This is a genomic window from Catenovulum sp. 2E275 (assembly GCF_025515275.1).
GTDB lineage: Bacteria > Pseudomonadota > Gammaproteobacteria > Enterobacterales > Alteromonadaceae > Catenovulum.
Genome location: NZ_JAOPFU010000007.1, coordinates 38,792 through 63,283 on the forward strand (window position 1 = coordinate 38,792; position 24,492 = coordinate 63,283).

Consider the following 24,492-nt stretch of genomic DNA (forward strand, 5'->3'; position numbering starts at 1 on the left):
TTGTTTAGTTTTGAGTTTAATACATTTGGTGGTGTTCATCTTAAATTAACCGAAACAGAGCTGGATGCAGAGCAGTTTTCAGCTTTATTAATTCCGTTAATTGAGGAGTTTAAACAGGCAGATAAAAAAATTATCTGGCTAACGTTAGCAATTGAATACGCAGAATATATTCCACTTTGTACTGAGTTAGGCTTTGAGTTTCATAACTGCCTGCCAAACCAAATCACCTTAATTTACAAACTGCAAAACAATGCTTATGCGCCTTTTGTACCGACTCATACGGTAGGGGCTGGTGCGGTTGTAATAAACCAAAATAATCAAATTTTAATGGTCAGAGATAACTTTGGCCATTATCGCGGCTTTAAATTACCCGGCGGTCATGTTGAACTAGGCGAAGATATTCAGCTTGCCGCCGAAAGAGAAGTTTTGGAAGAAACAGGCGTTGTTGCAAAATTCAGTCAGGTAGTTGGTTTTGTACACAAACACCCGTACCGATACGGTAAATCTAACTTATATTTTATTTGCCAGTTAACCGCAGTCACAGCAAATACCAGCATTCAGGATGCTAACGAAATTGCGGAAGTAAAATGGTTAGATATTAATGAGTTTATTGCCGACAATACCCAAAGTGAATTTGTCCGTCAGGTTGTTCGCCAAGTACAAACGGCAACCGGCACAGGTTTAAAACTCACCCCCAGCGCAAAAACCACAGAAAAAGGCATTGAAAAACGCGATTTATTTATTGTGTAAACGCCTAACAATATGCATAGATAACAACAAGATGAAACAAAAAATTGTGGGATATCATTTAGATGAAGAAAATGACTGGGTCGCAGAACTGGCCTGCGATCACTTTCAGCATGTTCGCCACCAACCGCCTTTTATTAACCGCCCTTGGGTTGTTAGCGCCCAAGGGCGTAAACAAATGTTAGGGCTAGAGCTTAACTGTAAAAAATGCGACGAGGGCGCACCAAAAGATAAGCTTTAAATGCAGTGGCTCATACTTAATCTGACCGTTTTGATTGAACGAGACGCAGATATTAATTATTGATTGGATGTCGGCTTTGCAAGTTAAAGCGGTTTAATGTGAGTAATCATTCAATTATCTCGACCCAACCTACTCGGGCTTATAACTACCCGACAATCTATTGCTTTTGAATTGTAGGGTGGTTTAGCTGCGAAGCAGCGTAAGCCACCACATAAAACTGTTTCGCCAAAAATGGCGACCCTATATTTGGCTCGCTTTGGTGATAGGCTTGTTTTCTGCCCTGAGAATTGTTGTTGCGTTTTGGTTAATTAAGACTTAAGTTTATGAAATTATTTAATTTAAAACCAATTAATTCCAAATTTGCCGCATATGGCGGCCTTAGGTACTTTGTTATGTCTCCAGGCACACATCTACTTTTTAGCTGGGTTAGCACCGTCGAATTATTAAAAAATAGAAGAGAGCGTGCAGTTGTATCGGTTGCGGGAATAACTCCTGATATTGATGGTATCGGCATAATTGTTGATAAAATCACGGGAAGCACAAACTTTTACCTTAGCCATCATCACTATTTCGGGCACTCTATTTTCGCAGCTTTTTTAATTGCTATGCTGGCGGTATACATTTCCAAAGTGCAGCGAACTATGGTTTTCTTTCTTTCATTTATCTTAGTTCATGTTCACATTTTATTTGATGTAATAGGTTCTAAAAGGCCCCGATAGTTATCAATGGCCAGTATATTATTTATTTCCTGTATTACCTGATTTTCACTTAACTTGGTCAGGTCAATGGGAGCTTAATTCGTGGCAAAACCATTTGGTTATGTTAGTTTTGATTCTAATCAGTGTATATTACGCTGCAACTAAAAAAATAACGTTTTTTGAAGTTTTTAGTAACAAATTAAACCAAGAGGTCTTCAATATATATAAAAAGTACGTGCAACGAAGTACCTAACAACACCATCATGCGGCGTTGAACCTGTATAAAAAACCATTGTGTAATTTTAAGCTTGATTTATGTACAACAAATAGATTTAAAACGCGTTTTGCTACGTAAAACCTTGATAGATTAACCATTAAACAGTAAAACTTTTCGACGTAGCGAACGATAAATTTTTGAGGACGAGGTTTTTCTACAGTCTCGTTATGCGTAAAACACAACGATATAGAAAGCATAAGGATATATAAGGATGAATATAAAAACTCTACAGCTACTGGCTATTGCTGTGTCGATTACTGCTTGTGGTACTTTAAGCAATGGTGGTGTAACCACCGCCTCGTCAGCAGAAGCTCAAAAGGGCTGCCTCTATGCCAGCAAAGAGTATTCGGTTGGTGAGCGCTTGCAGTCTAAACAAACTGTTCTCACTGAATCCGGCGATGTAGAGATAAGGGACTACCCTGACGGCGATTGGTTACTGTGTACGCAAACTGAGTCGGGAGGTTACCGATGGATAAAGGACAATTAGGTTAGGTCGAACGAAGTAAATCCCAACATTTAATACAAAATGTTGGGATTCGCCTAGGCCCATTCTAACCGACCAAATATGCAAAATGTGAGTTAGGTAAATGTCAATTTTGCACCAGCCTACTGACGTTTAAAATTTATTCGAAGGCGTTCGTTTCTAGCACAAAGCTGCCTATCATGTTTAACAACTCAAGTTGTGATTTATTTGATTAAACTTCACTCACTTTACATTAAAACTGCCTAACGCTCTCAACCGCTTTTAGCCATTTGTTGTATAACTTATCTCTGAGTGAGACTTTAATTGCCGGTTTAAATGAATCCTGCATTTGATATAACGCGGTTATTTCATCCAAAGATTGATAAATGCCCGCACCTAAGCCTGCTAAATAAGCAGCCCCTAAAGCAGAGGTTTCAACCGATTGTGGGCGGCTCACTTCCACCTGTAAAATATCAGCCAAACATTGCATAAACCAAGCGTTATTCGCCATACCTCCATCCACTCTGATTGAGTCAATTTGAATGCCGTCGCTTCTTATACAAATTTGTAAATCACGGGTTTGATAAGCGACCGATTGCAAAGTGGCGCTCACAATTTCATTAATCCCGCTTGAACGAGTTAATCCTAATAAAGCGCCTCTGGCATCGGGCTGCCAATAAGGTGCGCCAAGGCCTGTAAACGCGGGGACTAAATAAACGCCATGTTGATAATCAATCTGGCTGGCAATAGCATCCGATTCGTTTGCAGTGTTAATCAACTTTAACTCATTTTTTAGCCAGCTTACGGCTGCACCAGCAATAAAAATACTGCCTTCAATTGCATAGCAGGTTTTACCTTTTAAGCGGTAACCCACCGTGGTTAATAACTGATTATTAGAATGACAAATATTTGCGCCGGTATTGGCCATTAAAAATGCACCTGTGCCATAGGTGCTTTTTGCCATGCCGGGATAAAAACAATTTTGTCCAAACAAAGCGGCTTGCTGGTCACCCGCCACGCCATTAATTGGAATAGCCTGACCTAAAATATCGGTTTCGGTTGTACCAAAGTTATCCGCAGAATCTAATACCTTGGGTAAAATCGTCGCTGGAATATCAAAAAGCTGTAGGAGTTGATCATCCCATTTTTGCTGTTTGATATTAAATAACATAGTGCGAGACGCATTAGTTGCGTCTGTAACATGCTGTTTACCTTGAGTAAATTTCCATATTAAGTAGCTATCGACCGTGCCAAACAACAATTCACCACGCGCAGCCATTGCCCTTGCACCTTTTACATTATCTAAAATCCAGCGGATTTTACTGGCTGAAAAATAAGGATCGAGCAGCAAACCGGTTTTATCATTGATTAACTCGCTATAACCCTGCTCAATTAAATTTTGACAATCGGCGGCGGTTCTTCTGTCTTGCCATACAATCGCATTGTATATCGCTTTACCGGTTTTTTTATGCCAGATAATGGTTGTTTCGCGCTGATTGCAAATACCTATACTGGCAATTTTTACCTGAGCCTGATTAATCACCTGCTGGCAAACAGCTAAAGTGCTTGTCCAGATTTCTTGCGGATCATGTTCAACCCAGCCATTATGTGGATAAATCTGGTTAAACTCTTGCTGCGCAACCTCAACTACCAGCCCTTTTTGGTCAAAAATAATGGCTCTTGAGCTGGTTGTGCCTTGATCTATCGCCAAAATATAATCTGTCATCATGCGTATACTCTTAGCTTTCATACCATAACTTTAGCAGAGTTTAAGCAAAACAATTTCTGCCAAATGTTTGCTATTAAACAATTTACTGGCTCATACTTAATTTATTTTAAGGTTCAATACGGCTGTTTAAGCTAATGCAAATAAACCAAACAGAGCTTAATGATATTGTATGGGATCTAATCGTTATTGGCGGCGGAATTAACGGTGTCGGGATCGCTAATGATGCTGCCGGACGAGGGCTTAAAGTATTGCTTTGTGAGCAAGGTGATTTAGCCTCAGCAACCTCATCGGCCAGTACCAAATTAATTCACGGCGGCTTGCGGTATTTAGAATATTATGAATTTAGGCTGGTAAAAGAGGCACTTGCAGAGCGTGAAGTTTTATTAAATAAGTCACCTCATATTATGTGGCCTCTGCGGTTTTATTTGCCACATCAAGCCAGTTTACGTCCGGCATGGTTAATTCGCCTTGGCTTATTTTTATATGACCATCTAGCAAAAAGAGACAGGTTACCCGCCTCTAAATTCATTCGGTTTGACAAAAATAGCGTGCTTAAACCTAACTTTAAAAAAGGGTTTGAATACTCAGATGTGTGGGTAGATGATGCTCGTTTAGTCGTATTAAATGCCATGTCCGCCGCTCAAAAAGGGGCGACTGTTTTAACCCGCCATCAATGTGTTAAAGCAAGCCCTTTACAATCTGGTTGGCAAGTTCAGCTTGCCGATTTAACCTCTGAGCACACACCTAAACTCATCAACTTAACCGCCAAAGCATTAGTGAATGCAGCAGGCCCGTGGGTTGAAAATTTATTTGGGCAGGTATTTGAACAAACATCGCCGCAAGCGGTGCGTTTAGTAAAAGGCAGCCATATTATTGTGCCTAAAATACATCAGCAGGAACAGGCTTATATTTTACAGCATACAGATAAACGCATTGTATTTGTGATTCCATACGAACAGGATTTTTCATTAATCGGCACAACCGATGTTGATTATCAGGGCGATCCGGCGGCGGTGAATATTGATCAAAACGAAATTGAATATTTATTAACTGTGGTTAATCAACACTTTAATTGCAAATTAGGCTTAATAGACATTGTCCATACTTATTCTGGTGTCCGCCCATTAATCGCATCCGCCATCGCACAGCACGAACACAATAAGCCAAACCATAAAGCCCAAGCGGTAAGCCGTGATTATCATTTAGAGTTAAGCAAATGCGCCAATAACTTACCTTTATTAAGTGTATTTGGTGGCAAAATTACCACTTATCGTAAATTAGCTCAGTCGGCATTAGATAAACTCAGCGACTATTTTCCAAATATAAATCCCTGCATTAGCAAAACCGAAATTTTACCCGGTGGTGATTTTAATAATCACAACGAGCTACAAAAACAACTAGAGTCAGATTTTAATTATTTGCCCAAACCTATGCTCAAACGCTTTGTTCGCAGCTATGGTACATTGAGCTATCAAATATTGGCAGATGTAAAACAAACTGCCGACCTTGGCCGCTGTTTTGCTCAGCACTTTTACCAAATTGAGTTGGATTATTTGATTCAAAATGAGTGGGCGCAAACATTAGAGGATGTTATCTGGCGACGAACTAAATTAGGGTTGCGGTTAAATAACTTTGAAAAAACTCAAATTCAAAATTATTTAACCTCTGCTATTTACTAAACCAAAATAGAAACGATACCAACAATAATAAAAATAGCGGCAGCAATTAAGCGGGTTAAATTAAGTGGGATTTTTTTCATTAGCTTATCACCGGCATAAATAACCGGCACGTTAGCCAATAACATACCAACCGTCGTGCCAATTGTAACCATTAAAGTGGATTGAAATTGCGCACCTAACAAAACTGTCGCAATTTGAGTTTTGTCACCAATTTCGGCGACAAAAAACAAAATAGCCGAAACCACAAAAGCACCATATTTATCAAATCGGTTGTCGGTTTCTTCATCTTTATCTGGGATTAATAACCATAAACCGACAGCAATAAAACTCCCACCGAGTAACCAGACACCCCAACCATCTTGTAAAAATTTGGCAAGCCATACCCCAAACCAAGCCGAAACGGCATGGTTAATTAAAGTAGCAACCAAAATACCCATCACAATGGCTAATTTATTACGGAATTTTGCGGCAAGTAGTAAAGATAACAGCTGAGTTTTGTCGCCCATTTCAGCAATTGCGACAGAAAGAGTTGAAGTAAATAAAGCTTCCATTAAAGATACCAGGCGGGAAGTTAATAACCAAAGACAAACAGCCACCTCCCGCCATCATGGGTGGTTATTTGTCTTAGGTCTCGCCAGTAACTTCATACTAATTTGTATAAAAATCACAAACTTGCCATGAGCAATGAGGCTCAAATATGTTGACAAGCTTTCTCAACGATCTCCGTGGCATATAGAGAATCGAGTTAAGTTGGCTACTCCCCCAAGAGAGAAATCACATTATACAATTAAATGAACAAAACTCAATTACTGGTTTTTATCGCGTTAAATCGATATACCTGAATTTTTAGCCCTTTACCCGCCATTGCTTCTTTAAAAATATCAGGCGCAGGTATGTTTTCAATAAATTGGCACTGAGGACAATATTCAGCCACAGTATCAGATAAAAATTGTTGATCTAAATCCGGCGAATTTAAACACAACATCACTAAGGCCTGATCCTGACAAAATTCGGGTAAGCGGCGAATAATTTTTTTATAGTCACGCTCAATATTAACACTGCCCTTTTGAAAAGCTGGCGGATCACAAATCACCAAATCGTAAGGTCCATGTTTACGCACCCGACCAAAAGATTTAAACAAATCCACCGCCTCAAACTGAACTATGCTCGGGTCTTGCTGATTTAATAAATGGTTATCCCGACCCCGTTTAAGTGCAGCTTTGCTCATATCCAAATTCACTATTTTTCTGGCACCGCCAGCATGTGCTGCAATGGAAAAACCGCAAGTGTAAGCAAATAAATTAAGTACCGCTTTATTCTGGCTTTGTTCCCGCACCCAAGCCCGACCTAAAGCCATATCTAAAAACAAACCATGATTTTGTGAACGACCTAAAGTTGCATGATATTTAAGCCCGTTTTCGTTCAGTTGTAATTCACTAATCTCGTCACCCCAAATCACACTGACCGGAGCTTGTGGTAAATATCTTTGCTGATACTGAATAGATTTAACAAAATCATTAGGTTGGCTAAAAAATGTAACTAATTGCGCCAGCAAATCAGCTTCTATAGCTTTATAAGCCGTAATCAAAATAACGGGCGCAAACCAGTCAATGCAAATATGCTCAAATCCGGCATAAGCATGGCCACGACCATGAAATAATCTTTGAGTTTGAGTAGATTCAGGTAAATTTAAATGCTCTAACATGAATTTTTATCTTATTTAGTTGTGATTTAACTTTTGCTGCGAGTTTAAAAATTGCGGCGCTATTCTAACAAACAATGATAGTATTTGTTTTATCATGTTTTGATGTTTGTTTTTTATGCGTGCTTAGCAGGCTAAAAACACCGTTTTTAAGGAGAGAATAAATGACTCAATTTTGGAAAAAGCTTTGTACAGCTTTCGCTTTAACCGCAGCGCTGAGCGCTTGTAGCGACAACGAAGTCGGTGATGTTTCACTGGGTTTATTTACCACTAAAGATATAAAAATTGAAATTTTAAACGATCCAATTGTCACCGGTGTTACTTGTCATATCGCCTCAATTGAAGCTGATTTAAGCTTGGCCGATCCAAGTGACAGTTCAATTTCCTGCCGTCAAACAGGTGAAATCACTCCGGCTATGATAGCGCAAATTGATAAAAGTAAATCTGGCAATATTGTTTTTAAAAAATCAAAAAGTATCTTTTTTAAATCAATGAAAATTCGCCGGATTTACGATCCTAAAAGCCAAACCTTAATGTATGTTTCTTATTCCACTAAAGAAACATCCGGCAGTTTTAAACATAGTTTATCCACAGTGCCACTTTGGGGTACAGCGGCTTATCAAAAAACCGCTCAAACCCAAATTTAGCAAATAAATAGCTAACTACTTTGTCTGTTAGCTATGTTAAAATCCGGTGCAGAAAACAGATTATCAGTAAAGAGTAAAACAACAATGACAAGCCAATTCCCAGATGACGAAAGCGGACAAATTTTAGCTGAAATGGCAGCAGAAGGCATAGATTTAAGCCAACCAATGCAAATTGATTTTTATGCCGCATTTGAGTTTAAAGAAACTGCTGAAGCGGTTTTAGCAAAGGTAAAACAGTTAGATTTATCCGGTCAGCATTTTGATCAGGTTAACATTCAAAAGCCGGAATTAGGCGGCGGAGTTGAGCTGGTTGCCAGTTTAACCATTGTTCCGGATCATCAAACTATCAGCCAAATTGATGAAATTTTCACTGCATGTGTTGAAAGTAATAAAGGCTATTCTGATGGTTGGGGCGCAGAGATTGTTGCTTAATCTGCTCTATATAAAAGCTAGTATTATTAACAAAGTGTTCAATAAGCGTTCAAAACTTTTTATTTATTAAATAAAAATGACATTTAAATAAAGTTTAACCGAAGTTTATTTTAAGTTTCAGTTAAACTTTGTTTTTAGCTGTCCTGTTTTTTATTTTATTTGCTCTACCTAATCGGAAACTTTAACTAATAACGATAGGAAGACAAATATGCCCTCTTCAATTTTCAAGAAAAAACACTTAACTCAAGCTATTTTAGTTGGGTTAGTGGTTAATTTAACTGCATGTGAAATTAGCTTGGAAGACGATGATACTAATACAGATCAACAACAAGTTAATAAACCTTTAATACCAACAGGCTTGGGTGCTGAGCACCAAGTAGATGCTCCAGACTCGGTATATCCTCGTCCAACAGTTTTAAACGCAGAAAATAATGCTAATTCTGATTACAGATATAATATTAATGAAAACCCAATTGCTCATATCTTAAATGGGATTAATGATATCTGGTATGGTACTGCTGAAGGTTATCAACAAAATGCCAGCGGAAATGGCCCCGATCAATATGTTGAAAACCCAATAATTGACGCTGATGCATGGCAACATAATATTCAATATGTTGTTGATGTTACAAACAACCGTAGTGATGAACAAACCATTTCTGCTTTTTTAGATGACAGACGCAGTAAGAATTACAGCGTAATTGATGGTTATGGTCCACTAACTGAAGATTATGTTGCAAACTCAGGTGCTTATGTTGAATTGAATGAGCCAACATTAGCTCAAGTATTAGAAGATGAACATTATTTACCTGACCACAATGATAATATTATTTATGCAGGCAGTGCGGATACTGAGCTGGGAGCCATTTATCAACTAGTTTTTGATTTCCGCCAAGCGTCTCCTGCATCAACCAGTGCATCAAAATATATTTATTCCACTCCTAGACCTTGGAGAATGAATGATAGTGGTGCCGTTGAATTTACTGGAACAGAAAAAGCCTACTCTTGTACCACCCCCTCGGGAGATACAGGCGAATATATAGTTGATACATATACAACAAATGTAAAAGTTGTCCCAGGATTAATTTGTGCGCGCCGTATGCATAGCGACAGCTACGTACAAAAAGGTTTATATACAGATGAAACTGAAAATCGCCGTAAAGACGGTGGTTACCCAAGTGGCCATACCAATGCTGGTTATTTAGCTGCATTTGCTTATGCTTACGCTTTGCCGCAAAGATATTCAGAAATGTTAACGAGGGCTTCTCAATTAGGTGAAAGCCGAATTTTAGCAGGCATGCATTCGCCCGTTGACGTTATAGGTGGCCGAATCCATGCAACAGCTGTGGCTGCATTTGGTTTAAGCCAGTCTCATATTTATGCTGATGCCCAAGCGGCTTATCAAAAAGCTCAATCTTATTTTGGTGAGAAGGCACAAGCAGTAGGTATGAGCTTATATGAATACGCTCACCAAAATGTTGAAGAGCCAGCAGGATTAATCAATGGCGACAAAGTCCGAACATCGGTTTATAACAATAATGATTGGGCAGATCATGATGCAAATAAAGCATTATACCGCTCAAGATTAACTTATGGCTTTACTCAAGATCCACAAAAAGCTGGGCAAGATCCAATTGTCCCTGCAGGTGCGGAACTCCTGCTTGAATCTCGTCAACCTTATTTAACAGCGGCACAGCGTCGTTCAGTGCTATATACCACAGAAATTGATTCCGGATATCCGATTTTAGACAACACCAATGGCTGGGGACGAATTGATTTAGTAACCGCTGCTGATGGCTACGGTGCATTTTTAGGTGATGTTACTGTAATTATGGATGCTAGCGAAGGAGGATTTAGTGAGCATGACTGGTGGCGTAATGATATTTCTGGCGCAGGAATGTTAACTAAAGCGGGTTCAGGCATGTTAACTTTAACTGGCGATAATAGTTACTCTGGCGGCACTGTATTAAAATACGGCACACTTGAAGCTGAATCGCCAACTGCATTTGGCAATGGAGACGTTTATCAGCAAGGGGGGACTTTGATGGTTGATTCACAAGGTTCGCTTAGTGTTAATCAACTAACGATTGATGCTGGTCAATTACACTTAATAATGGATGCAGACCAAAGCCAGATCATTGCTCAAAACACGGTTTATCTCGAAAATGCCGATTTAGTCATTGATTTTACCAACTTTCCGATTGAATCTGGCACTCAAATTACATTAATTTCGGGCGCCCAAATTGCCGGTGAATTTAATCAGGTAACAGCACAGGGCTACAGCGTGAGCTTACAATATACAGATACTCAGGTTATTGCGACTGTAAGCACCAATTAATTTAAAAGTTTTTTGATAGAACTCAACCTTAAAACTTTTAAGGTTTTCAATAAGCCTGAAATTTTTATTCAGGCTTATTTATCTTTAAAAACCAAACTGAATACCAACACTAAAAGTGCGACCATAGTAAGAGTAGTTAGTAAAATATCCGTTTAAAACATATTCACTTTCAGATTGATTAAGTAAATTGGTGCCTTCAATAAATAAATTAGCTTTATCATTTAACTGATAACTGATTCGGCTACCTAAAAAGCCAAAATGATTTTTATATCGAGCTGGTTGATTGCTTTGAGAAATTTCCAGCAGAATATCACTGGTATAATTATAATTAGCTCGAAAAGCCCATTGGTTAAATAGGTAAAACAACTCTGCATTAAAAGTATTCTTAGCTACACCCGCTAGCTCGTTATTAATAGTCTGTTGTGGGTAAATATATTGAGCATTTGAAGCAGTTAAAGTTAGGTTGAGGCTAAAACCTAATTCGCTATTTTCAGTTAATAGATCATAAAAACTTTGCTGCGCAATCAACTCTATCCCTTTAACCTCTGCTTCTGCGCCATTACTGGTCGATTCAACCCAATAATTATCACCATCGAATTCAGCGTTAAAATAAGCTGGTTGTACAAAATTTTTTAATTGTTTGATAAATCCATTCACGCCGTAATAGCGATTACCTAAGCCATAATAGTGTAATCCAAAATCAATTTGCCATGCCTGAGTGGGCTTTAAATAAGGGTTACCTTTTATTGCTGTTTTAATATCACCAGAGTTAAAAGTTAAGCGAGGTGATAAGTCTGGTAAATCAGGGTGACTTAATGTTTTAGCCAGAGCAACGCGCCACTGCCAATTATTATCAATTGCAAAAACCAAATTTAAAGCAGGTAATAAATTCTGGTATTGGTTATTAAATTTAACTGCTAGCGCCTTATTCTGCATCGAATTCAAATGATATCCCTGACTAATAACACTTGAACTGCTAGCCCTTAGCCCTAAATTACCCCAGAGGCGACTATATTCAAATTCAACCTGAGCAAAACCACTATAATTTTTTTCGGTGATATGGTAAGAATTAGCTAAATCTGCAGGTAGTGATTCACTTTGTTTTAAAGCAATTAAGTCAATATTTTGCCAAAATGTCTGGGTGTCAGGTAGCAACCATAAGTCGGGTAAACTCGTGTTAGCCTCAGCTAAAAAGTGTGCTTTTTGCAGGTTAAAATAATCAGCTGAAAAATACTGACCTTCAATTCCGTTACTAATAATACGGTCTCGTCTTTGATAAAACCGGCTGTGCCAGTTGTATTCAATACCAAACTTAATTTCATCGATAAAATAATTATCTATATTTTTTATGAGTTTTAGCGACACTGTATTTTGAGAATCATTAATTTTATTCAAACGCCATTCCAGTCGCCTACCAGGAAACATAGTTGGGTCAGTTAAATCAAGAGATTTATATTCTATTATCGGTAATTTTTGTCCATTTCCTCGGGGGTAAATAAAGCTAAATTCTACCGAATTGTCCAACCTTAGCCGAGTTCTTTGAATTGGCTCATCATTAATACTTTCGGCTTTAGAAGATGCAAAATCAGTAAATAATAGCCATGAGTTTAGCTCGGTTTTATATTGTAAAGAAAAAGTATTTACTGTATCCAACATACCTGCGGTTTCAGCACTTATTTGCACACTACCTTTTGTTGTATTTCCTTGATTTAAAACTTGCTGCTCAAATCCCAAGGAGTCAGATTCGAGTAAATCAAACTGATAATCTGCACTATAAGCAAATTCTTGATAATCAATATCTTTATGTAAAGATAACCAATTGAAATGCAGGCTAGACTGGCTAAATTGCCAAAATGCACTTGTGTTTATACCCCAGTTTTCCCTTTGCTCAAACTCCAGAGTTGGCCGTAAAGTTGCAGCATAAACAATAGGTTCTGCTAAAAAATCTGTTTGTTCAATTATATTCCAGTCAAATGATAAAGCTCTATCTTGTCTAATTGAGCGCTTCGAATAAGCTAAAGAAAAGGATACACCAGCATTTTCTTGTGAATTGAGCCAGTTTGTCCATAAAGAAAACCTTGGATTTAACTGATCGGTTAGCTCTGACTGACTTACCGAAAACTTCACCTTATTTTGAGCCCATCTGCTACCAACCGGAGTAAAAGTTTTAAGATCGACTGTGGCGCCTATCGAACTATAAGCTTGCTCTGCAACCGGGGTTTTATTTATTGATACAGACTCAATCAATTCAGCAGGCAAGATATCATAATGGAACCTACGACCATATTGAGTTGAAGTTCGAACATTTTCATTACTAGCAATCCGATGTCCGTTAATAGTTAAATGGTTAAACTGGCTAGGTAAACCTCGTACACTGACAAATAGAGCTTCACCTCGGTCACGTTCTACTGATACCCCCGGCATTCGATTAAGCGCATCAGCTAAATTAAGTGCCGGAAATTGATCCATTTCAGAAGCCAGAATAATATCTTTGTTTTGTGCCGATACTTGCTTTTGTTTTAATGCCTGTTTAACACTATCAGCATAGCTAGCAACAACCGTAACTTCTTCCATTAATGTTTTTTGTTTTGTTAACTGTTGCACTGGTGTAATAGTGACGTCAAGTTCAGGTGGGACCTTATGTTGGATGACCCAAGCGCCGTTTAATTTAACAGCCTCAAATTCTGTATTATTCAATAGAATGGAAAGTGCATCCGCAATTGAAAAAACACCGTTTAATGCTTCAGCATTTACTGAGTTAAGCTGGATAGGATCGAAAATAATTGCTTGCTTTGTTTGTCTTGCAAATACTAATAACGCTTTCCCTAAGTGCTGGCTTTGTATATTTAAGTTAAATTTATTTACTTGATTGTTTGCATAAACCGGTACTGAAAAATTAAAACAGTAAATAAATACAAAACAACCAAGCCAATTAATTTTCAACACTTTGTTGTTCATTATTTGGAGTCAGGTAAATATAATCTGATTCAGAATTTAAACTTAATACATAAGCCTGAGTTAACATAGCTAAACTTTGTTGAGTTTGTTTAAACGGAAAACGTCCAGCAACTCTTATTTTTTCAAGCTTAGGAGCAATTACAATTGGCTTATCTGAGTATCGATTTAAATGTTCAACTAAATAACCGAGCGGCTCATTATTGAGTTCTAACCAACCATAGCGCCAATCAACGATATGCTCGAATGTTTCAATATCAGATAACTGATTGTTAGCAATCTTGATGCGCTCTCCCGCCTTTAATAAACTGGTATGCCCATTCTCAGCAGCCCTAACCTCCACAGCTCCCTCATACACACTAACCAGAGTAAAGTTTCGATTACGCTCAACATGAAACTCAGTACCAACAGCTACAACTCTTGCGGCCCCGATATTCACTTGAAACGGTCGGGTCTTATCTTTCGCAACCGAAAAATAAGCTAACCCCTGTTTTAATTTAATCAACCGTATATCCTGCTGCAAACTCACATCTAACTGACTATCAGCTCCAACATCGATTACACTGCCATCATTTAAGACTGAAGTTTTATTTTGAGCAATCTGAGTAACAAACTGGTACTGTGTTTCAACATCCTGTATGGGTTGAACCTGCCAAAAATTAACACTAAGCGCTAACACACAAATTGCCAATACAGGAGCTACTAACCATTTTTTAGTTGTAATATAGTGCTGAATAGAAAATGTATTTTGCTGTCGAATATTATTTACAGCTTGAGTTAACTGCGGACTATTCCAACTAACTAACATCGCCGTCATTACTTTCTGATTGTTTGGGGATTGTTTAAGCCAGTTGTAAAAGCGACGCTTGCTCAAACTATCTAATTCTCCATCAGACAGTTTATCTAACCATTCGGCTGCTTGATGGTAAATTTGATATTCCGTTGGTTCGTTGTGATTCATCTGGCCCCCAATTACAAATAAGTATCTATATGGCTTTGAATATCAGCCATAGCACGAGTTAAATGCTTTGATACTGCAGCCTCAGATAAATTAAGTTTAAGCGCAATTTGTTGCCGACTTTCTCCCTGAATTCTCCTTAATGTAAAAACTTCACGCCGTAGCGTAGGCATTTGCAATAAACTTTGTTCAATCAATTTCATTTTTTGTTCACTGGCCAGCGTATCTTCTGGTGATGGTTGGCTACATTCAGTGTCTTCTAACACCTCAAATACGCCAATTTTATTTTTAATGAGTAGACTTTTGGCAATCTGAATAACATAAGCTATCGGATTATTAATCTGAGTTTGTTTAGCTTGCTCTAATACCCGCACGACTGATTCTTGATAAATATCCGCTGCTTCGTCAGGGTTATCCGCATGTCGATTTAAATAACGAGTGAGTTGCTGTTCAAATGAGTGAGTCGTGACTAAATTATCAAAAGAAGATTTTAATTTATTCATACTGGCATAACTTGCCTTTTTACCAAGCTTAGCCGACCTATTCTAAGGGAAATATATGACATATTTTTGTCAATATTGGATAAAACTATACTATCTTAGTTTTGCTGACCTTTTAGACTCGAGTATCCAATTAGATGCTCGGGGGGCTTACAATATCATGACACCAACATTCCTAAATGCTTCTAATACCAAGAAAGTAAACCGTTACAGTTTTTAATAAAAATATAATACAGCTAAATTAAGAGGAATTTAAAGACAGTTCAGATACTTACAAAAACACTTAGAATTATTAAAAATTGTAGACTACAACCCACAGCAAACCGGAAACGTCTATTTTGGCGCTTGGGGTGAAATAGAAAATGATGATAGTAAAACCTTAAAATTCAGAATCGTCGGCCTGGATGAAATTTACGGCAGCAAAGATTATTCATCTATCGACTCCCCGATGTCCCGAGCCCTACTCGGCAAACAAATAGATGATGAAGCCATAGTACAAACACCCGAAGGCAAAAAAGTCTGGTATATCAATGCAATTAGTTATGATATAGAGATTAAATAAATTTGCGTTAGAAATAAGTGATGACGAGTCAAATTAGTCACCATTTATTCATAACTTTAGCGTTTACCATAGAGCACTAAAAACAAAAAAACCTAACAAAAGTTAGGCTTTTCAGTATGTTGAAAATATTTAAATTCAATAAAATATTATTCAATATTCTGGATCTGCTCACGCATCTGTTCAATTAATACCTTAACTTCAACTGCTGCGTTGGTCACTGTGGTGTTAATTGATTTAGAGGCGAGTGTGTTGGCTTCGCGGTTAAATTCTTGCATCATAAAGTCTAGGCGGCGGCCGCATGCGCCACCTTTTTTAAGAATTTTTCCGCTAGTTTCTTTAATGTGTGAGTCTAAGCGATCAAGTTCTTCTGCAACGTCTATTCGTTGGGCAAGCATGATTAACTCTTGCTCTATGCGGGTTTCGTCTACTTGCTCTTTCAAGTCTGCAAGCTTGGTCTCAAGTCGTTCACGTTGCCATTTTAAAACTTCTGGCATTTCACCGCGAACAATTTCAACTTGCTCTGCAATGCCTGTTAGCCTTTGCTCAATTAAGGCTTTTAGGTTTGCACCTTCACTTGCTCTTGCAGCTAGAAAGTCCTGAATAGTTAAATCAAATTCAGCTAATAATTCGGCTTGTTGTGCATCAACATCTTGCTCTTCGGCTTGCATTACACCGGGCCAACGCATAATGTCTACCGGGTTTATTTGTGAGTCCGGTAACTGTTGCTGGATTTGCTGTGCGTGTTTACATAGCTGCGCAACTAAGTTTTGATTAAGCGTTAAATTGCCTACGCTTTTATCTGTGTCGGTGATGCGCAAATTAATTTCTAATTTTCCGCGCTGCATTGCTTGGCGTACTTTTTCACGTAAAACAGCTTCAAGGCCACGAAACTGTTCAGGTAACCTGAAATAGGTTTCTAAATATCTTTGATTAACTGAACGAACTTCCCAAGTGAATGTGCCCCACTCAGATTTTTTTTCGCGACGCGCAAATGCCGTCATGCTGTGAATTGCCATGATAATCTCTTAAATTGTTTAATGATTAATTTCGCGTTGCGGGGGTTGCCTCCGCAGCTTTTTTTAAATTTTGTCTTTTTTTCGTTCTAAAGAACAACCTACAATTTTTGTATTATTTTTAGCTCTAATTACAAAAAGTGATTGGTTTAAATTCTATTTACGTTTGGATAATGTCCAGCAAACCACAGCTACGGCTAATAATGCCAAACTCAAATGTAAGTTGTCTTTAAAACAATAAATCAGTACAGCCGATAATGCAGCTAAGTGCCCAATTTGTGGAAGCAATTTATTCTGCTGCTGTTTTTGTTGCTGTAATAAATTTAATAAAGCTTGCTGTTGATCTTGCTGCTGCCTTTGATGTTTTAAAGCATCGTAAATCAAATCCGGTAACTCAGGCAGTTTTTCGCCCCAAAAAGGCGCATTTTCTTTAACCGATCTAAATATTGCCGGTAACCCAACTTGCTGTTGAACCCAGTTTTCTAAGAAAGGTTTAGCGGTTTTCCATAAATCAAGCTGAGGATAAAGCTGGCGGCCAAGGCCTTCAATATAAAGTAGTGTTTTTTGCAACAAAACTAATTGCGGCTGCACTTCCATCTGGAAACGTCGCGCCGTATTAAATAGGTTTAATAACACATGGCCGAACGAGATTTCAGCAAGCGGTTTTTCAAAAATGGGTTCGCATACTGTGCGGATCGCAAACTCAAAATCTTCAACATTGGTATCTCTTGGTACCCAGCCTGAATCAACGTGTAGTTCAGCTACTTTGCGGTAATCACGATTAAAAAACGCAATAAAATTATCGGCTAAATAGCGTTTGTCGTTTTTATTTAAAGTGCCGACTATACCGCAGTCAATCCCGATATACATAGGGTTTTGGGGATTTTCACGCGATACAAATATATTACCCGGATGCATATCTGCATGGAAAAAACTATCACGAAATACCTGGGTAAAAAATATTTCAACACCGCGTTCTGCCAATAACTTCATATTGGTATTTTGTGCTTCAAGCGCAGCGATATCGCCAACCGGAATCCCATAAATGCGTTCCATCACCATCACATTATTACGGCATAAATCAGAATAAACCGCTGGCACATAAAGTGAATCAGAGTCGGCAAAGTTGCGTTTTAGCTGAATGGTGTTAGCCGCTTCGCGCATTAAATCAAGCTCATCAAATAGCGTTTTTTGATATTCCCGAATCACTTCAACAGGGCGCAGGCGTTTTCCGTCTGGTAATAATTTAGCCAATAAACGCGCCATGGTTTTCATTAATTCAACATCGGCCCGCATGGTTTCGGCAATTTTGGGGCGAATGACTTTAATCACAATATCTTTGTGAGCAAAATTAATATCATCTTTTAATTTTGCGGTATGCACCTGCGCAATTGAAGCAGAAGCCAGCGGCTCAACTTCAAAATGAGCTAAATATTGATCTAGTGATTCAACTTTCCAAGCTTTTTCAATTAATTGCTTAGCTTGCTCGCCATCAAACGGGCTTACTTTATCTTGTAAAAATTTAAGCTCGTTAGCAATTTCTGGCGGTAATAAGTCGCGGCGGGTTGATAACATTTGGCCAAATTTAATAAAAACCGGACCTAGTGATTGCAACGCTAAACGTAAACGTACTTCTACTGGCTCATTCGGGTAGCGGTTTCTTAACCAGAAAATACAGTTACGCGCTAATTTAAAATGCCATTTTTGAAAACGTTCAGGAATAAGTTCATCTAACCCGTAGGTTAATAAAGTTTTTAAGATGATATAAAAACGCCAGATACTCACGACTTTGCTTCTATCTTTTGAGTTAATTGTTGAATTTTAGCGCTGAGCCTATCCGCAGCCTGACGAGTTTGCTGCACCTGAGTAGCAAACTCTTCTAACTCAAGTGGATTTGGCGCTAAACGTTTTTCATCCCAAACAATATGCGAAAATATGCGTTTGGCATCTGCTGATTTTTGACTGGCAAGTTGCTTGGTTTGCTGCGCGATTTCACTCAAGTGATGCGCGGCAATATCACCAGTAAAGCTGGCTAAAATATCCTGCCAATAAATTAAGCTGCCTTTTAACCAGTCTGAAAACTGCTGAGCTAAGCTCACGTCGCCATCAATATCAACTTCACCAGCTTTAATGAGCGCTGTAATTTGTTCCGGTTGTTGTAACTTTTGCAGCCCAGCTAAACTGGTTTTAATCGTACAGTCGGCGGAGCCTTCCAGCGGTGAATACACATTTAATAACCCTTGCTCATTTATTTGCATCACTAAAACAAGCGAAAGATCAGTTAGCTCTATTGCAAATATTTTTCCTGTCAGTTTTTTAGGGGCTGAGCTGTTGTGACCACTGGTTTTTAACCAATAGTTAATACTGTGTTCGATCAGTCCACTCACTAGGCTGGCTGTTGGCATTAAAATTTGTATCCTTTGTGCAAAGCAACAATGCCGCCAGTCAGGTTTTGATAAGTCACTTCTTCAAACTCTGCATTTTCCATCATGCTTTTTAAAGTTTCTTGATCTGGATGCATACGAATAGATTCAGCTAAATACTGGTAACTGTCGGCATCATTAGTCACTAGCTTGCCCATAGTTGGCAGCAAGTTAAATGAATACCAGTCATAAATTTTAGATAAGCCTTCAGTGGTCGGTTTTGAAAACTCGAGCACCAATAAACGCCCGCCCGGTTTAAGTACACGATAAATTGAAGCAAGCGCTTTATCTTTGTCGGTGACGTTTCTAAGCCCAAAAGCAATCGTGACGATATCAAAACTATTATCTGCAAAAGGCAGTTCTTCTGCATTGGCTAATACATATTCAACATTGCCAACGATTCCCAAGTCACGTAGTTTATCTCGCCCAACTCTTAACATTGACTCGTTAATATCGGCTAAAACAACCTGCCCGTTTTCACCAACAATACGTGAAAATTTAGCGGTTAAGTCACCCGTTCCACCTGCTAAATCTAATACTTTATTGCCAGGGCGCGCACCTGCACAAGCAATGGTATGACGCTTCCAAATACGGTGAATGCCCATCGACATTAAATCATTCATAATGTCGTATTTGGCTGCTACGGAATGAAAAACTTCAGCGACCTTACCTACTTTTTCTTCTTTATTGACGGTTTGATAACCAAAATGGGTTGTATTTTCTGAATTGTCCGACATATCAGTACGCTCTGTTTGCAAATTAGGCTTAGTGTAACTGATTTAGCAGGCATTTTTGAATCTAGTTTTTGGTGATTGATCAAATAAACAAAATTTTCTGCTATTTGGCTGAAATTGTTGTCAATTGTAACCTGCTATAGAGCTTAAATTTAAGCTGAATTAAAGTACCCCAAAATCATAAGGGGTATCCATTGAAAAATTTAAATTTTAAAGCGGCATTAGCTGGCTTAGCACTTTCTTTATCTGTTATGCCTGCGGCTCAGGCAACCATTGTTTTAATTAAAACCAGTCAGGGCGATTTTGAAGTTAACCTATACGATAAAACCACACCAGAAACCGTCGCAAACTTTTTAAGTTATGTGGAGTCTGGTGAGTTTGAAACCAATATTATTCACCGCTCAGTAAGTGGGTTTATTATTCAGTCTGGCGGATACAAAATTCGGGAAGTTGAAGTAACGGAAGACGGCGAAACAACCACCGAATTACAAATAAAATCAGTTGAAACCAATGCACCAGTTATTAATGAACCCGTTTATTCTAATGTCCGCGGTACAATTGCAATGGCAAAATTAGGCGGTGACGAAAACAGCGCAACCAGTGGTTGGTTTATTAACCTTGCAGATAATTCATCTAATTTAGATAACCAAAATGGTGGATTTACTGTATTTGGAGAAGTCACAGGCTATGGCATGGAAACCGTAGATAGCATTGCTGATTTACCTATTTATAATTTAGGGTCACCATTTTCAGCAGCTCCACTGCAAGATTATACCGAGACAGATGCTGAAAACGAAGTATCAGTTACACTCGATAATTTTGTAAAAGTAGAAAGCATTACCGTAACCGATGTTAATGAAGACACAGCGGCAGATTTAAATCCACCACTTAGCACTTACGAGCCAAGTGAATCTTCTGGCGGTAGTTTCGGCTTTGGCTTGTTAGCAGTTTTATTAAGCTTATTTGGCCTGCGTAAGTTAAAGCGCTAAAGCACATAAAAAAACAAATCAAATTTTAATTCCCGTAAATTGTGCCGATTTGATATGATTCGGCACAATTATATAAACCTATTCTTGCACGGGAATTATTCATGCAAATCACTAAAGATTCAGTTGTTCAATTTAACTATACAATTTCAGACGAACAAGGCCAGCAATTAGAAAGCAATCAGGGCGAAACGCCTATTGCTTATTTACACGGCCACAACAATATGATGCCGGGTGTTGAAAAAGCATTAGAAGGCAAACAAGCCGGTGATTCATTCAGTGTCACTCTACCACCAGAAGAAACTTACGGCCTACGTAACGAAAGTGAAGAAGCGATTCAGCGTATTCCAGCTAAACATTTACAAGGGGCAAAAGTATGGAAACCGGGTATGGTTGCGATTGTAAATACCGAACGCGGCCAACGTCAGGTTACTGTAATTAAAAGTGGAAAATTCATGGTAACGGTAGATACCAATCCACCACTTGCAGGTAAAACTTTAACTTTTGAGCTAACAGTACAAGATGTGCGTCAGGCAACGGCTGATGAAATTTCACATGGCCATGCTCATGGTGTTGGTGGTCATCATCACTAAAAAGTAGTTAATAAAAAACTATCAGCCTGACTTTACCTCCATATATTACAAGCAGGCTGGACTTATTTGAACAACGCGTTAAACCATAAATATGCAGCTACAAAAAATAGATAAAATCACTTATCGAAGTCATTTAAACCGAGTCATTATTGCCTGTATAGCCAGTTTAACTATTGGTAGTTTAGGCATTGCGCAAGGGCTAATTGCGCTATTTCCAGATCCATCCGGCAGCCATTTTCACTGGAATTTAACTGGTGTAATTATTAGCTGTATTGTCATTGCCATTGTATTAAACAAAACTAAACATCACCCTTATATGCGCGAGGTGTATTATGTTTGGCAGCTCAAACATTCATTAAATTTAATCACCCGAAAATTAAAAAAAGTGCGTCAGGCTGCTGATGATAACAATATAAATGCAATGCAAATCCTGCACTATTATTATCAAGGGTGTCGCCAGTTGTGGCAGTTAGACGACAATACCATCACCATTGATGAACTCACCATCTGGCAAGCCAAGTTAGATACCAAAGCCAATGAGCTAAGCCTTGAACTAAACAAAACCGAATTTTCGGCTGATGATCTACATAACTTCTAAATTGAAAATTATTTAATCACTTTGCTTGACCTGTGAGTAACACCCAGCTTTATACTGTCATTATGTTGAACAATTGGAGACACTAATGACAGTTGCTGAGTTAGCCAAAAAATTCAAAGTTAACCCGGATACTATCCGTCACTATGTTAAATTTGGTTTGTTAAGCCCTGAGCGCGATCCAAATAATGGCTACAAGGTGTTTAATAACCAGCATGAACAGCGCCTAAAATTTATCTTGCGAGCTAAATCATTAGGTTTCTCTCTTGCCGACATTAAGCTGATTATTGAGCAGTCAATACACGGCCAATCGCCCTGCCCTCAAGTTCGTGAAATTATGGCAAAACGCTTAGTTGAAACTGAACAACAAATTGCTCAAATGCAGGCGACTTATCAGCAAATGAAAACTGCCATGCAAAGCTGGCAGGCACAACCTAATTGTAATCCGACAGGTGATCACATTTGTCATCTAATTGAAAACTTTGCAGGAGATTTTACCCATGAGTAGTTGCTGCGATCCAACCCCAAAAAAAGAAAAAACCAGCACAAGCTGCTGTGCAAGTGAACCCAAACCAACCACTAGCAGTTGTTGTGCACCAAAACCAACCGATCATCAACATCAGGATGCTTGCTGTCCACCAGAAAAAAAAGGCTCTATCGACTGGATGATGTACAGCTCAATTGCCTTTGTTAGTATCACCTATGCGTTATATTTAATTAATAACCAAGTGACTGAACTTAACTTGCCAAACTGGTTAAATACGATGGCCGATACCTCGTTTGAGATGTTTAATGCCATGTGGTGGGGGTTATTATTAGGTATTGTCTTGGTTGGCTGGTTAAACCGAATACCGCGCGAAGTGATCATTTCAGTATTAGGTAAAGGCCATACTAAACAAGGTATTGTTAGAGCTACTCTTGCTGGTGTGATGCTGGATTTATGTAATCACGGCATCCTAATGGTTGCGATGAAATTATACGAGCGCGGAGCCAGTTTAGGTCAGGTCATGGCATTTTTAATCGCTAGCCCTTGGAACTCATTTACCTTAACTTTAATTTTAATCGGTTTAGTCGGCTTAAAATTAACTTTGTCATTTATTGTATTTTCAATGGTGATAGCTTGGGTGAGCGGTATTATTTTTGACAAGCTAGAAATGAAAGGCATTGTGCCGACTAATCCAAATAAAACCGATTTACCGGACGATTACCATTTAAAAAGTGATGTAAAGCGTTTATTTAAGGAAGCAGACCATTCAGCTAAAGCCTACATCACTATGCTTAAAGATGGTTTAGTGGGCAGCAAAATGGTTATGCGCTGGATATTTTTTGGCGTGGTATTAGTTGCATTTTTACGAGCTTTTGTGCCAATGGATATTTTTGAAACTTGGTTTGGTGCAACTTCTGTCGGTTTATTATTAACCTTATTAGCCGCTACCATTATTGAAGTATGCTCAGAGGGTTCAACTCCAATTGCGGCCGATTTAGTCACCAGAGCAAATGCACCGGGCAATGCATTTACCTTTTTAATGGCTGGGGCATCAACTGACTATACAGAAATTATGGCGATAAAAGACACAATGAAAAGCTGGAAAATAGCGTTATTTTTACCACTTGTTACTGTGCCTCAAATTTTATTTATTGGCTGGCTATTAAATAATTTCGCTTAAAATTTTTAATGCGTTTATCTTAGCTATAACCAATACTAAAAAGGCGATTTATAAATCGCCTTTTATTTTTATGCCAAGCCAAGTTGCACATTAGTTCAATAAATAATTAAATGGGTCTATTAGCCACCTGCTAATTTAACTTTATAACCCTGCTTTTCAAGTTCAGCTTTAATCACGTCACGTTTATCGCCTTGAATTTCGATAATCCCGTCTTTCACTGAACCACCCGTTCCGCATTTCTTTTTTAATACCTGAGCAAGTTTTTTAAGCTCATCACCAACTAATGGTAAACCGGCAACTGTAATCACCCCTTTACCTTTTCGTCCTGCGGTTTCACGACGGATCCGAACAAAGCCATCACTAAAAGTTTGTGCTTCTTCCTGCTCTTTTTCCGGTTTAATCCGACCGCCATCTGTACTGTAAACTAATGACATAATTACCTCGTATAACCAATTTTTTTTGCTAAGTAAAATCGTGGTTTAAAATCCCAACTATAGCCGTTGCGCTAATATCTTTAACGGCATAAATGTCGAGCTAAAATTTGTTTTATCAA

General features: G+C 38.4%; 24 protein-coding genes and 1 pseudogene. 14 read left to right on the top strand and 11 right to left on the bottom strand.

Going from position 1 to position 24,492, the window contains the following annotated elements:
* The 4 genes from N7931_RS05920 to N7931_RS05935 all read left to right on the top strand — a co-directional run bounded on the left by N7931_RS05920 (position 1) and on the right by N7931_RS05935 (position 2,450).
* Complete coding sequence (locus N7931_RS05920; RefSeq protein WP_262792629.1) at positions 1–750, top strand: NUDIX hydrolase; 750 nt, start codon at positions 1–3, stop codon at positions 748–750.
* A 31-nt stretch (positions 751–781) separates the two neighbouring features.
* Entirely contained in the window at positions 782–988 is a 207-nt protein-coding gene (locus N7931_RS05925) for a DUF3565 domain-containing protein (protein ID WP_262792631.1), read from the top strand.
* Positions 989–1,311: 323 nt separating this feature from the next.
* Positions 1,312–1,707 carry a metal-dependent hydrolase gene (locus N7931_RS05930; RefSeq protein ID WP_262792632.1) on the top strand — a complete coding sequence of 132 codons (396 nt, stop codon included), beginning with the start codon at positions 1,312–1,314 and terminating at the stop codon, positions 1,705–1,707.
* Positions 1,708–2,174: 467 nt separating this feature from the next.
* Positions 2,175–2,450 carry a hypothetical protein gene (locus N7931_RS05935; protein WP_262792633.1) on the top strand — a complete coding sequence of 92 codons (276 nt, stop codon included), beginning with the start codon at positions 2,175–2,177 and terminating at the stop codon, positions 2,448–2,450.
* 229 nt (positions 2,451–2,679) lie between these two features.
* On the opposite strand, the gene glpK is transcribed toward N7931_RS05935, so the two are convergent.
* Positions 2,680–4,152, bottom strand: coding sequence for a glycerol kinase GlpK (gene glpK / locus N7931_RS05940; RefSeq protein WP_262792726.1), 1,473 nt, complete (start codon positions 4,150–4,152; stop codon positions 2,680–2,682).
* Positions 4,153–4,289: 137 nt separating this feature from the next.
* Between glpK and glpD the strand changes: the two genes are divergently transcribed.
* Positions 4,290–5,834: a glycerol-3-phosphate dehydrogenase gene (gene glpD / locus N7931_RS05945; protein WP_262792634.1), complete on the top strand. Its 1,545-nt coding sequence runs from the start codon at positions 4,290–4,292 to the stop codon at positions 5,832–5,834.
* On the opposite strand, the gene N7931_RS05950 is transcribed toward glpD, so the two are convergent.
* Both N7931_RS05950 and N7931_RS05955 read right to left on the bottom strand, forming a co-directional pair.
* Positions 5,831–6,385, bottom strand: a complete 555-nt coding sequence (locus tag N7931_RS05950) for a TMEM165/GDT1 family protein (protein WP_262792636.1) — start codon at positions 6,383–6,385, stop codon at positions 5,831–5,833. The two genes, glpD and N7931_RS05950, sit on opposite strands and share 4 nt — an antisense overlap.
* A gap of 251 nt (positions 6,386–6,636) precedes the next feature.
* The gene (locus tag N7931_RS05955) at positions 6,637–7,539 is read right to left on the bottom strand and encodes a class I SAM-dependent methyltransferase (protein WP_262792638.1); all 903 of its coding nucleotides are present in this window, start codon (positions 7,537–7,539) and stop codon (positions 6,637–6,639) included.
* Positions 7,540–7,700: 161 nt separating this feature from the next.
* Between N7931_RS05955 and N7931_RS05960 the strand changes: the two genes are divergently transcribed.
* The 3 genes from N7931_RS05960 (at position 7,701) to N7931_RS05970 (ending at position 10,953) form a co-directional block, all read left to right on the top strand.
* Complete coding sequence (locus N7931_RS05960; RefSeq protein ID WP_262792639.1) at positions 7,701–8,183, top strand: CreA family protein; 483 nt, start codon at positions 7,701–7,703, stop codon at positions 8,181–8,183.
* A gap of 84 nt (positions 8,184–8,267) precedes the next feature.
* Entirely contained in the window at positions 8,268–8,615 is a 348-nt protein-coding gene (locus N7931_RS05965; protein ID WP_262792640.1) for a ribonuclease E inhibitor RraB, read from the top strand.
* A 208-nt stretch (positions 8,616–8,823) separates the two neighbouring features.
* Entirely contained in the window at positions 8,824–10,953 is a 2,130-nt protein-coding gene (locus tag N7931_RS05970; protein ID WP_262792642.1) for a phosphatase PAP2 family protein, read from the top strand.
* Between the two features lie 84 nt (positions 10,954–11,037).
* Here N7931_RS05970 and N7931_RS05975 read toward each other — a convergent pair whose 3' ends face one another.
* Genes N7931_RS05975 through N7931_RS05985 form a run of 3 tightly spaced genes read right to left on the bottom strand, consistent with a single transcriptional unit; the run spans position 11,038 to position 15,369 of the window.
* A complete protein-coding gene (locus N7931_RS05975) occupies positions 11,038–13,899 on the bottom strand; it encodes a TonB-dependent receptor (RefSeq protein ID WP_262792644.1) in 2,862 nt (953 codons plus the stop codon).
* Positions 13,886–14,869 (bottom strand): FecR family protein, encoded by a 984-nt coding sequence (locus N7931_RS05980; protein ID WP_262792645.1) that lies wholly within the window; start codon positions 14,867–14,869, stop codon positions 13,886–13,888. Before N7931_RS05980 ends, N7931_RS05975 begins: the two co-directional genes overlap by 14 nt.
* Positions 14,870–14,880: 11 nt before the next feature.
* The gene (locus tag N7931_RS05985) at positions 14,881–15,369 is read right to left on the bottom strand and encodes an RNA polymerase sigma factor (protein WP_262792646.1); all 489 of its coding nucleotides are present in this window, start codon (positions 15,367–15,369) and stop codon (positions 14,881–14,883) included.
* Positions 15,370–15,622: 253 nt separating this feature from the next.
* On the opposite strand from N7931_RS05985, the pseudogene N7931_RS05990 reads away from it, so the two are divergent.
* A pseudogene (locus tag N7931_RS05990) lies at positions 15,623–15,928 on the top strand (GreA/GreB family elongation factor); the annotation flags it as partial.
* A gap of 146 nt (positions 15,929–16,074) precedes the next feature.
* On the opposite strand, the gene N7931_RS05995 reads toward N7931_RS05990, so the two are convergent.
* The 4 genes from N7931_RS05995 to ubiE all read right to left on the bottom strand — a co-directional run bounded on the left by N7931_RS05995 (position 16,075) and on the right by ubiE (position 20,101).
* The gene (locus tag N7931_RS05995) at positions 16,075–16,944 is read right to left on the bottom strand and encodes a YicC/YloC family endoribonuclease (protein WP_262792647.1); all 870 of its coding nucleotides are present in this window, start codon (positions 16,942–16,944) and stop codon (positions 16,075–16,077) included.
* A gap of 153 nt (positions 16,945–17,097) precedes the next feature.
* The gene (ubiB, locus tag N7931_RS06000; protein WP_262792649.1) at positions 17,098–18,726 is read right to left on the bottom strand and encodes a ubiquinone biosynthesis regulatory protein kinase UbiB; all 1,629 of its coding nucleotides are present in this window, start codon (positions 18,724–18,726) and stop codon (positions 17,098–17,100) included.
* Positions 18,723–19,346 carry an SCP2 domain-containing protein gene (locus N7931_RS06005; protein ID WP_262792650.1) on the bottom strand — a complete coding sequence of 208 codons (624 nt, stop codon included), beginning with the start codon at positions 19,344–19,346 and terminating at the stop codon, positions 18,723–18,725. The genes ubiB and N7931_RS06005 overlap by 4 nt, the downstream gene beginning before the upstream one ends.
* Positions 19,346–20,101 carry a bifunctional demethylmenaquinone methyltransferase/2-methoxy-6-polyprenyl-1,4-benzoquinol methylase UbiE gene (ubiE, locus tag N7931_RS06010; protein ID WP_262792652.1) on the bottom strand — a complete coding sequence of 252 codons (756 nt, stop codon included), beginning with the start codon at positions 20,099–20,101 and terminating at the stop codon, positions 19,346–19,348. The genes N7931_RS06005 and ubiE overlap by 1 nt, the downstream gene beginning before the upstream one ends.
* Before the next feature lie 191 nt (positions 20,102–20,292).
* Between ubiE and N7931_RS06015 the strand changes: the two genes are divergently transcribed.
* The 5 genes from N7931_RS06015 (at position 20,293) to N7931_RS06035 (ending at position 23,939) form a co-directional block, all read left to right on the top strand.
* Positions 20,293–21,087 carry a peptidylprolyl isomerase gene (locus tag N7931_RS06015; RefSeq protein WP_262792654.1) on the top strand — a complete coding sequence of 265 codons (795 nt, stop codon included), beginning with the start codon at positions 20,293–20,295 and terminating at the stop codon, positions 21,085–21,087.
* 101 nt (positions 21,088–21,188) lie between these two features.
* Complete coding sequence (locus tag N7931_RS06020; protein ID WP_262792655.1) at positions 21,189–21,677, top strand: peptidylprolyl isomerase; 489 nt, start codon at positions 21,189–21,191, stop codon at positions 21,675–21,677.
* Between the two features lie 91 nt (positions 21,678–21,768).
* Positions 21,769–22,275 carry a DUF3087 domain-containing protein gene (locus tag N7931_RS06025; RefSeq protein WP_262792657.1) on the top strand — a complete coding sequence of 169 codons (507 nt, stop codon included), beginning with the start codon at positions 21,769–21,771 and terminating at the stop codon, positions 22,273–22,275.
* 85 nt (positions 22,276–22,360) lie between these two features.
* Positions 22,361–22,780, top strand: coding sequence for a MerR family transcriptional regulator (locus tag N7931_RS06030; protein ID WP_262792659.1), 420 nt, complete (start codon positions 22,361–22,363; stop codon positions 22,778–22,780).
* A complete protein-coding gene (locus tag N7931_RS06035; RefSeq protein ID WP_262792660.1) occupies positions 22,773–23,939 on the top strand; it encodes a permease in 1,167 nt (388 codons plus the stop codon). The genes N7931_RS06030 and N7931_RS06035 overlap by 8 nt, the downstream gene beginning before the upstream one ends.
* Positions 23,940–24,058: 119 nt before the next feature.
* Here N7931_RS06035 and yciH read toward each other — a convergent pair whose 3' ends face one another.
* The gene (gene yciH / locus N7931_RS06040; protein WP_262792661.1) at positions 24,059–24,373 is read right to left on the bottom strand and encodes a stress response translation initiation inhibitor YciH; all 315 of its coding nucleotides are present in this window, start codon (positions 24,371–24,373) and stop codon (positions 24,059–24,061) included.
* Between the last annotated feature and the right edge of the window lie 119 nt (positions 24,374–24,492).

Bases quoted from the DNA above. Each gene is read 5' to 3' on its own strand.
- N7931_RS05925 (WP_262792631.1), top strand. From the start codon at position 782: ATGAAACAAAAAATTGTGGGATATCATTTAGATGAAGAAAATGACTGG.
- N7931_RS05930 (WP_262792632.1), top strand. From the start codon at position 1,312: ATGAAATTATTTAATTTAAAACCAATTAATTCCAAATTTGCCGCATAT.
- N7931_RS05935 (WP_262792633.1), top strand. From the start codon at position 2,175: ATGAATATAAAAACTCTACAGCTACTGGCTATTGCTGTGTCGATTACT.
- glpK (WP_262792726.1), bottom strand. From the start codon at position 4,152: ATGACAGATTATATTTTGGCGATAGATCAAGGCACAACCAGCTCAAGA.
- glpD (WP_262792634.1), top strand. From the start codon at position 4,290: ATGCAAATAAACCAAACAGAGCTTAATGATATTGTATGGGATCTAATC.
- N7931_RS05950 (WP_262792636.1), bottom strand. From the start codon at position 6,385: ATGGAAGCTTTATTTACTTCAACTCTTTCTGTCGCAATTGCTGAAATG.
- N7931_RS05955 (WP_262792638.1), bottom strand. From the start codon at position 7,539: ATGTTAGAGCATTTAAATTTACCTGAATCTACTCAAACTCAAAGATTA.
- N7931_RS05960 (WP_262792639.1), top strand. From the start codon at position 7,701: ATGACTCAATTTTGGAAAAAGCTTTGTACAGCTTTCGCTTTAACCGCA.
- N7931_RS05965 (WP_262792640.1), top strand. From the start codon at position 8,268: ATGACAAGCCAATTCCCAGATGACGAAAGCGGACAAATTTTAGCTGAA.
- N7931_RS05970 (WP_262792642.1), top strand. From the start codon at position 8,824: ATGCCCTCTTCAATTTTCAAGAAAAAACACTTAACTCAAGCTATTTTA.
- N7931_RS05980 (WP_262792645.1), bottom strand. From the start codon at position 14,869: ATGAATCACAACGAACCAACGGAATATCAAATTTACCATCAAGCAGCC.
- N7931_RS05985 (WP_262792646.1), bottom strand. From the start codon at position 15,369: ATGAATAAATTAAAATCTTCTTTTGATAATTTAGTCACGACTCACTCA.
- N7931_RS05995 (WP_262792647.1), bottom strand. From the start codon at position 16,944: ATGGCAATTCACAGCATGACGGCATTTGCGCGTCGCGAAAAAAAATCT.
- N7931_RS06005 (WP_262792650.1), bottom strand. From the start codon at position 19,346: ATGCCAACAGCCAGCCTAGTGAGTGGACTGATCGAACACAGTATTAAC.
- ubiE (WP_262792652.1), bottom strand. From the start codon at position 20,101: ATGTCGGACAATTCAGAAAATACAACCCATTTTGGTTATCAAACCGTC.
- N7931_RS06020 (WP_262792655.1), top strand. From the start codon at position 21,189: ATGCAAATCACTAAAGATTCAGTTGTTCAATTTAACTATACAATTTCA.
- N7931_RS06025 (WP_262792657.1), top strand. From the start codon at position 21,769: ATGCAGCTACAAAAAATAGATAAAATCACTTATCGAAGTCATTTAAAC.
- N7931_RS06030 (WP_262792659.1), top strand. From the start codon at position 22,361: ATGACAGTTGCTGAGTTAGCCAAAAAATTCAAAGTTAACCCGGATACT.
- N7931_RS06035 (WP_262792660.1), top strand. From the start codon at position 22,773: ATGAGTAGTTGCTGCGATCCAACCCCAAAAAAAGAAAAAACCAGCACA.
- yciH (WP_262792661.1), bottom strand. From the start codon at position 24,373: ATGTCATTAGTTTACAGTACAGATGGCGGTCGGATTAAACCGGAAAAA.